Genomic DNA, 14,573 nt, shown 5'->3' with positions numbered 1-14,573 from the left:
CTTTTTTCTCACATAAAGATAACCTTTTTACCAGTCATTTGCCCCCATTTTGATCAAATGACCCCCTTCCGACCCCCCTACGGGGCCCAATTCCACCTTCCAGTCGGCGAGCCGGATAATGTCCGGGTGGTGTTCGATAACGATGACCGTATCGCCACGGGCAGAGAGTTTACGGAGCATGTTCCAGAGAATCTGGATATCCTTGAGGTGGAGGCCAGTAGTCGGTTCATCGAGCAGGTAGACCATTTCTTGGGCAGGCTTGCGGGCAAGTTCCGCCGCCAACTTGAGGCGTTGCGATTCGCCGCCACTGAGCGTGGTGACGGACTGGCCGAGCTTTACATACGGGAGGCCCACATCGCGCAGGCATTCCAGTTTCGGCAATATTTTCGGCTGGTCCTTGAAGAACTCGCAGGCTTCAGCGACACGCATGTCGAGCACGTCGGCGATGTTCTTACCCTTAAAGGTGACGGTAAGCGTTTCTTGATTGTAGCGCTTGCCGCCGCAGACATCGCAGACTTCCCACACGTCCGAAAGGAAGTGCATTTCGACCGAGATGGCGCCGCGGCCTTCGCAGGCCTCGCAGCGGCCGCGGGCCAAGTTGTAACTGAAGCGGCCATAATCGAAGCCCTTCAACTTGGCTTGCGGCAATTTGGCGAAAAGCCTACGGATTTCGTCAAACACGCCCGTGAAGCTGGCGGGCGTGCTGCGAGGCGTCCCTGAAATCGGGCTCTGGTCCACCAACAACACTTCGCCGCTCTGTTTTTTGCGACCGCGGGCCTGGAATTTCCTCTTGAGGCGCGGGTAGATTTCGTCCATGACCATGGAACTCTTGCCCGAGCCCGACACGCCGCAAACGACACTGATGGCGCCCTTCGGGAATTTTACAGACAAATTCTTCAAGTTGTTGTGCTTGAGCTTTTCGAACTCGTAAAACTCCGTAGAATCGGTAATGGGTTTTGCCGCAATCTCGTTCGCCATCGGGATGGTATGCGTGAGGTACTTGACAGTCTCGCTACGCGGGAACTGCTGCAAGGCGTAAGGCTTGGAAAGCTGTTCCGGAGAACCTTCGGCGACGACTTCACCGCCGAACTCGCCCGCCGCCGGGCCCATATCGATAATGTGGTCGGCAGCCTGCATCATCTTCATGTCGTGTTCCACGACTACAAGCGTATTACCGAGGTCGCGCAGGCGGTAAAGCGTATCGAGCAGCATGGCGGTATCGCTTTCGTGCAGGCCCACCGTAGGTTCGTCAAGCACATAAAGCACACCTTCGAGGCCGCTACCGATCTGGCTTGCGAGGCGAATGCGCTGGGATTCACCACCGCTGAGCGTGTCGCCCGCGCGATCGAGGCCGATGTAGCCAAGGCCCACGCCCTTCAAGAAGTTGAGGCGCCCCACAATTTCACGGAGCAACGGTTCGGCGACCGTCATCTTGCCGTCGGCATTCTTGTCGCCCTTAAAGTTGTCGCGTTTGAAGTTTTCGTTGCTGAACCATTCGAGCGCCTGGGCGATGCTCATGTGGTTCACGTCCATGATGTTCTTGTCGCCGATGCGGACCGCCAGATATTCCGGTTTCAAACGTTCGCCGTGGCAATCCGGGCAGACTTCGCCGTCCTTAAAATGACCGAGGCCTAGACAGGTTTCGCAAGCGCCCCAGTGCGTATTGAAACTGAAATGCTTCGGGTTCAGCGCCGAATCCATGTACCAGCCACAATCAGGGCAGCCCGGCTTTTCGGAGCAGGCCAAGCGACCGCCCTTCTCGTCTTCCACATACAGGATTCCATTGCCGTCGCGGTAGCCGCGTTCAAAGGCTTCTACCAAGCGGGCACGGTTTTCTTCCTTGACCACCACCGTATCGACCACAGCGAACAACTGCTTTTCGCGGGTCGGGATTTTCGGCAGCGGGAGTTCCACCAGCTTGTTGCCGAGGTAAACCTTGCGGTAGCCCTTCTCAGTGAGGATTTTCGAAAGTTTGAGCACGTCCTTGATTTCGAACGGGGCAAGAACCGTGACCTTCTTGTTCAAGTCGCGGTCGAAGGCGTATTGCATCAGTTCGCCCGCACTGTACGAAGACACAGGCTTCCCGCATTTCAGGCAATGCGGGGTGCCGACCCTCGCCCAGAAAATGCGGAAGTAGTCATAGATTTCGGTGAGGGTCGCCACCGTAGAGCGCGGGCTCTTGCTCGCACTCTTCTGGTCGATGGCGATTGCCGGCGCCAAGCCCGAAATGGAATCGATGCTACCGAGGTCGGGACGCCCGAGGAAGCGGCGAGCATACGTGCTCAAGGTTTCCACAAAGCGGCGCTGGCCTTCGCTAAAGAGCGTATGGAAAGCAAGGCTCGATTTGCCGGAGCCCGAAACGCCTGTGACCACCGTAAGCTTGTGGCGCGGAATCGTCACGTCGATGTTCTTGAGGTTGTGCTTGCGGGCGCCATGCACCTCGATATCCAGCGACAAGTCTTCGCCGCCCTTGAGCGTACGGTCAAAATGCTGATTTTCACCATGCTTTTTCGCAAGCACCGGCGCGAGATACTTACCGGTTTCCGACTTCTTGCATTTTGCAATCTGTTCCGGCGTACCCGTCGCAATCACTCGCCCGCCGTGAATACCCGCATCCGGGCCCAAGTCGATAATCCAGTCGGCGCACTTGATCACGTCCAAATTGTGTTCGATAATCACGACGCTGTTGCCGAGACTGCGCAAGCGGTTCAGGCAATCCATGAGCTTGCGGATATCTTCAAAGTGCAAGCCCGTCGTCGGCTCGTCGAGCAGGTAAAGCGTCTTTCCAGTACCCGGGCGGCGCAATTCAGAAGCAATTTTAATTCTCTGCGCCTCTCCCCCGCTCAGCGTTGTCGAAGGCTGGCCCAAAGTAAGGTAGCCGAGGCCCACTTCCACAAGCAAGTTCAGCGGTTCTGCAATCTTCGGAATATCCTTGAAGAATTCCGCCGCATCGGCAATGCTCATGTCGAGAATTTCGGAGACGTTTTTGCCCTTGAAATACACTTCGCGCGTGGCATCGTTAAAGCGCTTGCCGCCGCAGACTTCGCAAGTCACCTGCACACTCGGCAAAATGTGCATGTCCACGATTTTCACGCCCGCGCCTTCGCAGGCATCGCAGCGGCCGCCCTTCACGTTGAAGCTGAAACGGCTCTTGCTATAACCGCGAATCTTACTTTCTTCCATACTCGCGAAAAGGTCGCGGATATCGTCCCAAATCTTGGTGTACGTCGCCGGATTGCTTCGCGGGGTGCGGCCGATGGGCGTCTGGTCGATTTCAATCACCTTGTCAATATTTTCAAGGCCTTCCAGATGGTCAAACTTGCCCACCGGCTCTTCGGAATTAAAGAACACGCGTGCCAGTTCGCGGCGCAAAATCTGATTAATCAGCGTACTCTTGCCGGAGCCCGAAACACCCGTCACCACAGTCAAGGCGCCATCGAGCGGGATTTCCACATCGATATTCTTGAGGTTGTTTTCAGCGGCACCGCAAATCTTGAGTTTCGGCGTATTCTTGTCAATCTTCTTTCGTTTCTCGGGAATCTCGATGGCCTTACGACCGCTCAAGTACGCGCCCGTCAGCGACGCCTTGTTCTTCTCGAGTTCTTCGACGGTCCCTGCCGCAATCACGCGACCACCTTCCACGCCGGCACCCGGCCCCACGTCAATCACGCAGTCCGCATGGCGCATGGTGTCTTCGTCGTGTTCCACGATAATCAGAGAGTTGCCCTGCGCGCGCAAATGTTCCAGCATCCCGAGCAGCTTATCGTTATCGCGGGGGTGGAGCCCGATGCTCGGCTCGTCAAGCACGTAAAGCACGCCCTGCAGGCCGGCGCCCACGGCACTTGCAAGCCTGATTCGCTGCGCTTCACCGCCCGAAAGCGTGGACGCCTTGCGGTTGATGGTCAAGTACCCCAGCCCCACCGCATTCAGAAAACTCAAACGCCCGCGGATTTCTTTCAGAATCTCCTTGCCGATTCGCTTTTCCTTTTCGGACAAGTCAATCTTATTGAAAAATTCCACCGACTTCTCGACGGACCATTCCGTCATCTCGGTCAGATTCACGCCATGGAACGTGACCGCATTCGCCGTGCGGTTGATGCGCGTGCCGTGGCATTCGGGGCAAATGCCTATCTGCATGTACTTGCGGAAGTGGTAAATATGCCACATGTCCCACAGTTCCTGCATAATCGGGATAATCCCGCGTTCCGATTCGCTCGGCGTGCCGTACAAGACGGCATCCTGTTGCGCCTTCTTGAGCTTGTTCCACGGCGTATCCAGCGAAAAATGCATCTCATTTGCAATGTTCCTCAAGTTGCGGCGGCCAAAGTCGCTAAAAATCAGCGTACCGTCGTCCTTCTTGATGGTCGCGATGCAGCCTTCCTTGATGGACTTCGTCTTGTCCGGAATAATCAGGTCCAAGTCGAACTTGTAGCTTTCGCCCATACCCTTACAGGCGGGGCAACGTCCCTTCGGGTCGTTAAAGCTGAAGAACCGCGGTTCCAGTTCCGGAATAGAAATTCCGCACTTGGGGCAAGCGAGCAAAGTGCCCTGCAAGCGGTATTCTTCCTTGGCCGGCGCATTTCCAGACTGCGACGCATCCCCCGCACCTGCAGAACCAGCCGCAGCTAGCAAGAAACTCACCAGCTTCCCGTCGGTCAATTTCAGCGCGCCTTCCAGCGCCTCGCGCAGGCGGCTCATGTTCTTGCGTTCCAGCGTCAAGCGGTCAATCACCGCTTCAATCGTATGCTTCTCGTAACGCACCAGCGCAGGCACTTCTTCAAGCCTGTAAATCGTCCCGTCCACACGGGCACGCACAAATCCGTTTTCCTTGAGTTCGGCCAGTTCCTTGCGGTATTCGCCCTTGCGCTCCTGCACAATCGGCGCCATCACCGTAATCTGCTTGCCCTCGTCACTCACGTACAAATTATCAACAATCTGGTCCACCGTCTGCGCCTGGATCACGCGCCCGCAATCGGGGCAGTGCGGCACGCCCAAGCGCGCAAAAAGCAAGCGGTAATGGTCCAAGATCTCGACCACCGTACCCACAGTGGAACGCGGGTTGCGGTTCACCGTCTTCTGGTCAATCGAAATCGTCGGCGAAATGCCGCGCACGCTCTCCACCTCGGGGTGCTTCATGCGGCCAATGAACTGGCGCGCGTACGCCGAGAGCGACTCCACAAAACGCCGCTGGCCCTCCTGGAACACCGTATCGAAGGCAAGGCTCGACTTGCCCGAACCGGAAACGCCGGTCACCACCACGATGGAATCGCGGGGAATAGAAAGGTTCACATGGCGTAAATTATGTTCGTGCGCGTCGCGGATTTCAATAGACTTGGTCATGCACCAAATATAGTGAACAAATGTATATTTTTCAAGCAATCGCACTCAACAATATCTTTTTTTACCGGGTCACGACTTGCCAATTCCGTCCGCAAAATCTATATTACCGCCACCTACAACATGGGGATATAGCTCAGTTGGTAGAGCGACAGGTTCGCAATCTGTAGGTCATGGGTTCGACTCCCACTATCTCCATAAGAAAAGGCCAGAACGACGTTCTGGCTTTTTTTTACAAATTCCTCAAAAACTCTTATTGACGATTATTACGATTCCCTTCGGACGGAGAATTCGGCTTGCCTCGCATCGGGGGCATGGAATGGGGATCCGGCCGTTCATAGAAAGGGCGTCCTTCACGCGGCTGATTTTTCGGGACATTACCATCAAAGCGGGTTCTTTCGTCCCGTTTTTTCACGACCTCTTGGCGAAGATTCCGCTTCTCTGCGGCAGTGCTATTTCGTAAGTCGGATATAATCTGCTCACGCGCCGCACGACGCTCTGCACGCAATCTCTGCCAATCTGCATTCTCCTTGTCGCCTAAATCCGGCATATCCCTCGAAATTTCACCATTTTCGACGGGAGTAGGTACAGAAGACTCCGGATGCTCCGAAGACGGGGCAGCCATGGAACAGGCCGTCGCCATCAGCAAAATCGATATGAGTTCTTTCGTATTCATACTCGTTCTAAAGCAAATTCCGTGCCACTTATTCCTTAGGCTTTTCAAATATAGATAAATCCAAAGCCAATTACCTCTTGTATTCCTCTTTCTTCAGGCCCAGCCGTTCCATAATTTCGCGCAGGACCTTGCGATCTATGCCAAGAATCGTCGCCGCAAGAGTCAAATTTGCATTGCTATCGCGGAGCGCTCGACCAATGACCTCGCGCTCCACCTCTTCACGCGCTTCCTTGAGCGTACGGGGCGACTCCTTCGCCTGGCTCTGCACATCATCCAGTCCTAGATCCTTGGGTTGCACCACTCCGTGCACCGCCTGGATCAGCGCCTTCTGAATCTTGTTTTCAAGTTCACGCACATTACCCGGCCAGTGATAGCTTAGCAAGGCCTTTTCCGTATTGCGACTCAGATGATATTTTCCACGGCCATATTCCGCTCCATAGCGGGTCAAAAAATCTTCTGCCAAAAGCACGACATCCTGACCGCGTTCTCGCAGAGGCGGAACAAAAATCGGCATCACCTGAATACGGAAATAGAGGTCTTCCCTAAAACGTTTTTCCTTTACCGCCTCCTCAAGGTTCACATGAGTAGCGCTAATGACACGCACATTCACAGGAATCTCCCTATTGTCCCCTACACGCGTAATATGCTTTTCCTGCAAAACGCGCAATAACTTAACCTGCATGTTCATGGGCAGTTCGCCAATTTCATCGAGGAAAATCGTTCCGCCGTCAGCCTCTTCAAAAAAGCCCTTGCGGTTCTCGATTGCCCCGGTAAACGACCCCTTCGCATGTCCAAACAGAAGCGATTCCATCAGGTGTTCGGGAATGGCGCCACAGTTCACGGCCACAAAAGGCTTTTCGGCGCGAGGGCTGTGGTTATGGATATACTTGGCAATGACTTCCTTACCCGTACCAGTCTCTCCGCGAATAATCACAGGCATCGGCAAAAGCGCTAACTTGTCGGCAAGGACAACCAAATCGGCCATCTGCTTGCTAGAATACACGATATCGCCCTTACGAACCACATTCTTCAGGACATCAAGCGACTCCTTGTCACGCAAGCGGTCATAAGCCGCAAAAGCGAACTTTTCGCAAACATTCACGAAAGCATCAAAAAGGCTGCTATCATCCTCGGTAAAAGGCTCTTCTCGGGCAGCACGCTGCAGGTACAAGTAGCCCGCTTCACTATCTGGCGTACGAAACGGGGATACCATGATACTGGTAAGCTGGTTCTGCACAATGGATTTCGAAAGATCGGCCGAATCATCGTCCAGCTGATTCCAGACAACCGCCCTCTTTTCGGACTTCGCTTGCTTAATTGCCGAAATAGAAATGGAGACCTGTTCCGGATTGCACAAATGCAACGGGGTCTCGCCCGCAATATCCAGGACCGCCGCATCGGCATGCAGTACGCCCTTTGCGACTTCAAGAATCTTGACAAACAAGGACTCGGGCTGCACCTCGTCCAGCAATGTCCTAACGACATCAAGCATTTTTTCAGTAGCCAGCATGGATTCAGACTTCATGACAATCCTCTCAAAACATTATGTCGCAGGCAAAATCAATCCGATGCAGGAATCGGCAAATCCATGAGAATTGTCGATGGCATCGTATCCCGCATCTCATGTCCGTTTTCCGATTCCATCGTTGCAGATTCCAAATTCCTTGACCGTTCCAACAGCAAGTCGCCCGTTTCGTCGATGCTAGAACTTTTTGTTCCAGCAACCACAAATAATACTATCAGGATTAATATAAGTCCAAAAACAGCCAAAATGCAGTATTTCAATCTTTTTTTTGGCCGAGTCACCCCTTGTTTTTTGTACGGAAAAGCGGTTTCTGAAACTTCCGAGGATGTCTCCGAAACATTTCGTCCCGCTTTTTCTTCTAAACGGATTTCCGCAAACTCCATGGCCTCCGAAGAAGCCTTTACCTCACCCACCCCCAAAGTGTCGAGAGCAATCTCAATAAGTTCTCCAAGCTCATCGAAATCCTCACAACGATCTCCGGCATCGAAACGCAAAAGGGATCTCCACAACGGGCTCAATGCAGCAATCTCATTAGCGGAAAAACTTCCGGATTCATACAACTTCTTATCGATATCGATAGAGTCAATCTTTAAGCTCTGGGCTAAAAATTCATCGTACCCCGACGCGAGAATTAAATCATCTCCCATAACCCAGCGGTACAGCAGCATCCCCAAGCTAAACAAGTCGCTCGATGTCGTGGCAGACTTCCCCTGAAAACGCTCAGGAGCAGCATAGGCAGGGACCCCAGGCCCCAGAATTCCAAAATCAACCAATGTCGTCTGAAGCGGAAAATCTGTTTTTTTCCCCGACATACTCAATAGCACATTGGCAGGATTCAGGTCGCCATGATGAATTCCCTCGGTATCGAGCGACAGCAGGGTGTTCGCAACCGAGCGAAGCATGCACAACGCAACCACTACGGGAATTTTCCCCAGTTCCAAAGAACTGACTCCCTTGACATAATCATAGACAAGGTATGGTTTTCCATCGCGGGTCGACGATTCTCGAACCCGATAAATTCCAGGTATACGAAGGCGAGCCAACTTTTCCACCAGCAAGCTATCAAAGGCCGCATTTTTGCGATACCACTTTAGAACAAACTCACTTTCGCCCTCGGAGATGACATAAATATCGGCTTCGCCGCCACCATGGAGCCGACGGCAAGAAAAGGCTCGATCTAGAATAGAGTTTTCCGCACTCATAGTCTACCCGAAAGGACCATCGCCTTCAAGGAATCCTCTGCAACATGCGTCCAATAAATTAGAGACTGATTCTCCGGTGCCCGTTCCAGCCCCGCAGACCATGCATCCCAAGCCGATTCAACATCACCATGTTCCCAATACAAGTTCCCAAGATTCACATAGGCCGAGATAAACTGCGGCTTGCGGGTCACTATATGTATAAATATCTTCTTCGCCTGCTCAACACCCTCGGTATCACCGCGGTTGCCGAGGATCAATCCCTTGAGGTTATAGCTGAAAAAGTTTAGACTATCCAGTTGAATCGAATGATCCAATATCGGCAAGACATTCACCCCCGATTTTTCGGTCATCGTTGCGCGGGCCAAATAGAAAAGACAGGTTGAGTAGTTGGCGTCAATACGGCCGGAACTGTCTATATCCGATAGAATGCGGAATTCACGCGCCGTCCGGCTCCAGAGGTCAAAGGTAGAACTATGTAGACGCTCAGACTCCTCTGCCATTGCGTAATACGAGAGGGCAAGCCCGTAACGAGCGTCCCTGTGAGCGGGTTCGGCATCCAGCGCCTTGGAAAAATTCGTTACAGCACGTTCATAGTCGCCAATACGCAGTGCGTCATTTCCACGCCTTATATCCGTTTCGACACAGGCAGCTAGCAACAACGCTAAAGCAATGACAGTCAAGCGACAAGAGCGTTCCAACATGATGATAAATATATATAAAAAATCAAAAAAAAAAGAAACCCCGACATAAAGCCGGGGTTCCAGAAACTCTAGTAATCCAGAGAATTACTTAGCAATTTCGTACTGAGCAACCACGTTGCCTTCGGCATCCAGAGCGCGGACGACGTTTTCATCGCGCTGGAGAGTCATGGAGGCCTTTTCGCCCTTAGCAGTGGTCAGCTCAACGGACATAGAACCATCGGCGTTCTTGACAGCGGCGATTTCGTTGCCCTGGGCATCCTTTTCATAGTAGGAGTCGCCAGAAGCGAGCGGGTTGGAGCCAGTCCAGAATTCGATGGTGTTGAGGACGAGGCCGTCGATCAAGCCCAAGCAGATCATGTAGACCGGGAAGATGTTCAGGAAGAAGTGAACGATGGAGTTGAGCCACTTGTTGCCAAGAGTGCCGTTCCAGTCGTGAAGTTTGTTGAAGCAAGCGTTCTTGCCATAGCAGCCGGAAAGAACGATCATGCCTGCACAGAGAAGGGTTACGATACCTTTTTTCATTTTTTACTCCTTAAGGATTGAAATGTCGTTTTTTGTTCGACATGAAAAATATAAATAATATTTTTTTCTTTTGTGGCATTCTAATCAAAAAAAATTTAAGCATGACTTTAATCACACATCTTCCTTAACCAAATAGCACCCAAAAGGCGCAAAACGGCCCCAAAAAGCAAAAAAAACATCTTTTTTTTTCCATTTTAGCGTTTTTTTGTTATTTTGAGAGATGTGTATTTATATAAAGACATATCTATGTATAGAGTAAGGAGTTAAAATGGGATGTTTGGGTAATACAAAGGTCGTCATTGCATCGAGCCTTCTCGCAGCGGTATTTAGTTTTGCAGCCCCCAAGCCCTTGACTGTTTGGATTATGCCTAACGGAGCTTCTCCCCAGGAGAAGCTAGAACAGAGGCTAGAGTTTTTTACTAAAAAGACAGGTATTCCGACCGAAGTACAGGTTCTCGACTGGGGTGAGGCCTGGAACCGAATTTCATCCGCCTTGGCCGGTAAGCAGCAGGCTCCCGACGTCTTGCAGCTGGGAACCACGTGGATTCCCTATTTCGCCTCCCGTCACGAGATCAAGCCACTAAATGACCACCTCAAGGACATTCAGCCCGATCGGTTCGTTCCTGTCAGCTGGAACACGACCCATATTGACGACGACACAACCATTTACTCCGTTCCCTGGTTTATCGACATCCGTCCGGTACTCGCAAATAAGCGAATCCTTAAGGAAAACGGCATTTCGAGAAACGACATCGCGGACTACAAGGGTTTCGCGGAAGCCATTCGTAAAATCAACGCAAAGAATGAAGTACTTGACGATGGCGCCCATATTCGCGGATTCGCCTTTCCCGGCAAAAGCGACTGGAACATTCCGCACAACTTTGCACCGTGGATTTGGAGCAACGGAGGGTCATTCATTGCCAAAAATACCGACGGCAAATGGCACGCCAACATTCTCAACGAGAAGACCCTGGTCGGTATTGCCAACTACCTGTATTTCATCCAAGACACCCTAGTCGCCCCCGAAGCGCTTCACACCAACACAGCTCAAATCGCCCAGCAATTCAACAATGGAGAACTGGCCTTTATCGTCAGCACATCCGAAATCGTGATGCAGACTCGCATCCACGGAAACCAGGGTGGACTATCCAACGCCCGTATCGGAAGCGACAGCGTCATGGTTATCCCCATCCCCAGAGGAAGCACCGGAAGCGTAAGCTTTATCGGTGGATCCAACCTCGCCATTCCCGCAACAAACAACCGAAAAGAGGCTCTGGACCTTCTCCTATTCCTGATCGACGACGAAAACCTGGACGCCTACACCAAGCAGATTGGTTTCCTGCCGAGTTCCAAAAAGGTCCTGCAGGCCTGGTCCGCCGATGAAGAATACAATGAACTTGTCAAGGCCCTCGAAACTGGACGCACCTACGAGGCCATTCCTGAATGGGGTGAACTAGAACAGCTATTCGTCGGCATGTTCAGTACCGTTTGGGAACAAATGGAAATTCCTTCGATGTTCTCCGAGGACAAACTCTACGAAATTTTCAAGGAGTACACCATCAATATCGACAAGAAGCTAAACTACCCGACAACGAACCTCATGACTCTTGCCGAATTCAAGGAAGCCTGGAATAAGACAAACAAGATCATTAACGAAGAGATTGATCACGACACCAACAAGGCGACAAACGACACTGCAGCGGAAAAACCGCGCAACATCACCCCCTTCGTGTTCGGCGTATTCCTGATTATCGGTTTCCTCTTCGCCTTCCTCAGAAAAAGGAAGAACTAATCAAGACTTTCGAGAATCATGACTGCAAGGGCGCTCAAAAAATTTTCAAGCAGCATCATCTTCAGGGTAATTTCCCTGTTGATTATCTCTATGACGCTTGTCGTTACGGGCAGTATTTTTCTTTTCAACAACAAGCAGTCCAACCTGATGTTGGAATGGAGCTACAACAACAACGAATCCCAGCTCAAGCAGATTGCCGTATTTGCGACAAACGAAATGAAACAGTTTGGCGACAGGCTCTCGCTGTTGGCGAAAACATCTGAAATTCAGAGCATGGATCCGACCGTTGCGGCAAGCTACCTGAAAAGCTACAACATCTCTTCGCTGTTCATTTCGGGCGAAACAGTCACGCTATACGACAAGGACAACAACTTCGTATGTGATAATTCGATGGTGGGACTTCCCATGGAATCCTCGTATCCCATTGAATTTTCGAGAATTACGCCACACCGGCCCTACATGACACCCTGGTTCAGGGACTCAAAGGATTCTCCTCCGAAGCGCCTATTCGGAATCAACATTTCTAATCGCGCTACAGGAGACGGAAGTCTGGTTTCCAACTTCTCCCTGAGGCGTCTTTGGACAATCTTCCCGAACTACAAAATCGGCAAGAACGGATTCCTTGTCGCCATAAACAGTCAGGGCGAAATCCTATACCATCCGGACTTAAAGCGTTGGCTCGGCGACATCCATAAGATATCTGAACTGGGCATCACAGACGATCCGAAAAATCTCCAGGTCAAGAAACCCCGTTTCCAGACTCTGGAAGACGGCAAGAAATACCTTATCAACTACAATTACGATTCCAACTACGACTTCGCCATATTCGCCTTCCAGCCAAAAGAAGAAATTGACCAGCTGGTATCCTCAGCCAACCAGGCAAGCATCGTCATCCTCATTGTTTCCATTCTCGTCATCCTGATTATCGCCGCCTGGATGTTCCTGATACTTGGAGTTCCCCTGAACAGGCTTATCGGACACATCAAGAAAATTTCAAACGGACAAATCGATGTCGAAGAATTCAACATCGGAAAGAGAGCCGACGAAATTGGCCTACTCGGAAAGGCGTTCAACCAGATGCACGCAACAATCAAGCGTCAGATTAACGAACTAAACGCGCATCGCGATATGCTTGAACAGGAAGTTCGCGAACGGACCAAGGAATTGGAACAGGCCAACAAAAAGCTCGACCTGATATCCAAGACGGACGAACTAACGCAGCTTCCCAACCGTCGCGAAATGAACGAGACCATCGCCCACGAAGTTGGGCGTTCTCAGCGCACAAACAAGCCCTTCTGCTTTATCTTTATCGACATTGACCACTTCAAGAACATCAATGACACTTACGGCCATGCCTGCGGTGACGAGATCCTGAAAGCGGTCGCACAGACAATTCGGGGCCTTTTGCGCAAGTATGACGTCTTCGCCCGTTACGGTGGCGAGGAATTCCTAACGCTCCTGCCCGAGACCGACCTGGATGGAGCGGCTACCGTCGCCGAGCGTTTCCGTAAAAAAATCGAACAGATGACTGTTCACTATGCAGATTTCACCATCAAGATTACCATAACCCTTGGCGTCGCACGATTCGATGAAAAACTTGGTGCAGAGCACAGTATCCAGATGGCGGACAAGGCCTTATACCAGGGCAAGGAAAGCGGCAGGAACCGCGTCGTCGTATGGAAGCCCGAATGGATTACCAGCGAGGACTATGCAGCCGCTGCACTAGAACAGGCGACACAAAAGAAAGCTTCTGAAGATTAAAAAAACAGCCTAGCGAACTAGGCTGTTTTTATCGGGATGACTGAATTCGAATCAGCGACCTCTTGAACCCCATTCAAGCGCTCTACCAGGCTGAGCTACATCCCGTTGGTTCATGGTGGGTCAAAATTAGCTAAAAACGGGCTTTTTTGCAAGGTCAAGGGCCTAAAAAAGCCAAATTTTTACTTCCAGTACCCAACAATCAGCACTTCAGGAGTTGCCTTCGGGTACTTTTTACTCTTAAAGCTCACGATTTTCCGGAGACTCTGCTGCTTGAGTTCCCAACCCTCGCGAGTAAGTCCCTTTGTCATAAGCGTAATCTTGAGACCAGGAACCTTGCCTCCTTCCTTGATTTTGTCAAGCTTATCGACATTCAGCATCACGGGCTTCGCAGACATCGAAAACTGCTTGGCCGATTCAGCATCCAGAGTCAAGTCAGGGCGTTCCTTTTTATCGGTCCCCCAAACATAAAATGTCCATTCGCGTTTTTCGCCCTTGGCATAATACCCTGCATCAAACATTTTTTCGCCAAAGAAAAACGGGACCCTCACGATTCCGTCCATATTTGCGGTATAGGGCTTACCGGTGGTATCGACAAGGACGACGACCGGATTAATCGGTCCCTCCATATTAGCACAGTCAAAATCAAACTCGATTGTAACGGTACCATTCGGAGCGATCTTTTGTGGATACTTGAAGTTGGACATTCCAACACCCTGCCCCATGACATTCTCCAGGACAATTTCCTTAGCTGTCGTATTAGCGCCCTTGAGAACAATGTGCTTGACATCGCCCTGGTCCATATAGCCGATAGGATATACTTCCGGGACAAAACGGATGACATCGTCGGCCATGGCCGCGGTCGAAAGAGCTATAGCAGCAAACAAAAATTTCTTAAAATTCATGCCTACAATATACAAAAACCATTCATCTGATTGAACACCTTTCGGTTTTCCGCAGCGCCGCAATCCTCATTTTCGGAATCTTGCAAAGAAAGACAGAACGGCAGAGACCAAGACAGCGAGCAAGGTGGGCCCTAGAATGACGGAATCTAGACGCG

Annotated in this window: 9 protein-coding genes and 2 tRNA genes; 3 read left to right on the top strand and 8 right to left on the bottom strand. The window is 51.4% G+C overall.

Translation table 11 applies throughout. The features are described 5' to 3' along the window. Positions 1–27: 27 nt before the first annotated feature. A complete protein-coding gene (gene uvrA / locus Q0628_RS06135) occupies positions 28–5,340 on the bottom strand; it encodes an excinuclease ABC subunit UvrA (RefSeq protein ID WP_298769164.1) in 5,313 nt (1,770 codons plus the stop codon). A gap of 122 nt (positions 5,341–5,462) precedes the next feature. On the opposite strand from uvrA, the gene Q0628_RS06130 reads away from it, so the two are divergent. After that, positions 5,463–5,535 (top strand) — tRNA-Ala (locus Q0628_RS06130). Between the two features lie 55 nt (positions 5,536–5,590). Here the strand turns inward: Q0628_RS06130 and Q0628_RS06125 are convergent. From Q0628_RS06125 to Q0628_RS06105, 5 genes are all read right to left on the bottom strand, one after another. Next, on the bottom strand, positions 5,591–6,013 hold the full coding sequence (locus Q0628_RS06125; protein WP_298769162.1) for a hypothetical protein: 423 nt from the start codon (positions 6,011–6,013) through the stop codon (positions 5,591–5,593). A 70-nt stretch (positions 6,014–6,083) separates the two neighbouring features. Then, complete coding sequence (locus tag Q0628_RS06120; RefSeq protein ID WP_298769160.1) at positions 6,084–7,538, bottom strand: sigma-54 dependent transcriptional regulator; 1,455 nt, start codon at positions 7,536–7,538, stop codon at positions 6,084–6,086. 35 nt (positions 7,539–7,573) lie between these two features. Further along, entirely contained in the window at positions 7,574–8,740 is a 1,167-nt protein-coding gene (locus tag Q0628_RS06115) for a protein kinase (protein WP_298769158.1), read from the bottom strand. Then, on the bottom strand, positions 8,737–9,441 hold the full coding sequence (locus Q0628_RS06110) for a tetratricopeptide repeat protein (protein WP_298769156.1): 705 nt from the start codon (positions 9,439–9,441) through the stop codon (positions 8,737–8,739). The genes Q0628_RS06115 and Q0628_RS06110 overlap by 4 nt, the downstream gene beginning before the upstream one ends. 84 nt (positions 9,442–9,525) lie before the next feature. Continuing rightward, complete coding sequence (locus Q0628_RS06105; RefSeq protein ID WP_298769154.1) at positions 9,526–9,963, bottom strand: DUF3332 family protein; 438 nt, start codon at positions 9,961–9,963, stop codon at positions 9,526–9,528. A 268-nt stretch (positions 9,964–10,231) separates the two neighbouring features. Here Q0628_RS06105 and Q0628_RS06100 point away from each other — a divergent pair, with 268 nt between their 5' ends. Together Q0628_RS06100 and Q0628_RS06095 are read left to right on the top strand one after the other, a co-directional pair. Beyond that, entirely contained in the window at positions 10,232–11,755 is a 1,524-nt protein-coding gene (locus tag Q0628_RS06100) for an extracellular solute-binding protein (protein WP_298769152.1), read from the top strand. A gap of 18 nt (positions 11,756–11,773) precedes the next feature. Beyond that, on the top strand, positions 11,774–13,516 hold the full coding sequence (locus Q0628_RS06095) for a diguanylate cyclase (protein WP_298769150.1): 1,743 nt from the start codon (positions 11,774–11,776) through the stop codon (positions 13,514–13,516). Between the two features lie 31 nt (positions 13,517–13,547). On the opposite strand, the gene Q0628_RS06090 is transcribed toward Q0628_RS06095, so the two are convergent. Further along, positions 13,548–13,621, bottom strand: a tRNA-Pro gene (locus Q0628_RS06090). Positions 13,622–13,695: 74 nt separating this feature from the next. Continuing rightward, entirely contained in the window at positions 13,696–14,418 is a 723-nt protein-coding gene (locus Q0628_RS06085; protein WP_298769148.1) for a hypothetical protein, read from the bottom strand. Between the last annotated feature and the right edge of the window lie 155 nt (positions 14,419–14,573).

The sequence above is a fragment of the uncultured Fibrobacter sp. genome, assembly GCF_937877005.1.
Taxonomy (GTDB): Bacteria; Fibrobacterota; Fibrobacteria; order Fibrobacterales; family Fibrobacteraceae; genus Fibrobacter.
The sequence above is the reverse complement of the archived record's forward strand: the minus strand, read 5'-3'. Positions and strand labels throughout refer to the sequence as shown.

Bases quoted from the DNA above. Each gene is read 5' to 3' on its own strand.
- Q0628_RS06120 (WP_298769160.1), bottom strand. From the start codon at position 7,538: ATGAAGTCTGAATCCATGCTGGCTACTGAAAAAATGCTTGATGTCGTT.
- Q0628_RS06115 (WP_298769158.1), bottom strand. From the start codon at position 8,740: ATGAGTGCGGAAAACTCTATTCTAGATCGAGCCTTTTCTTGCCGTCGG.
- Q0628_RS06110 (WP_298769156.1), bottom strand. From the start codon at position 9,441: ATGTTGGAACGCTCTTGTCGCTTGACTGTCATTGCTTTAGCGTTGTTG.
- Q0628_RS06105 (WP_298769154.1), bottom strand. From the start codon at position 9,963: ATGAAAAAAGGTATCGTAACCCTTCTCTGTGCAGGCATGATCGTTCTT.
- Q0628_RS06100 (WP_298769152.1), top strand. From the start codon at position 10,232: ATGGGATGTTTGGGTAATACAAAGGTCGTCATTGCATCGAGCCTTCTC.
- Q0628_RS06125 (WP_298769162.1), bottom strand. From the start codon at position 6,013: ATGAATACGAAAGAACTCATATCGATTTTGCTGATGGCGACGGCCTGT.
- Q0628_RS06095 (WP_298769150.1), top strand. From the start codon at position 11,774: ATGACTGCAAGGGCGCTCAAAAAATTTTCAAGCAGCATCATCTTCAGG.
- uvrA (WP_298769164.1), bottom strand. From the start codon at position 5,340: ATGACCAAGTCTATTGAAATCCGCGACGCGCACGAACATAATTTACGC.
- Q0628_RS06085 (WP_298769148.1), bottom strand. From the start codon at position 14,418: ATGAATTTTAAGAAATTTTTGTTTGCTGCTATAGCTCTTTCGACCGCG.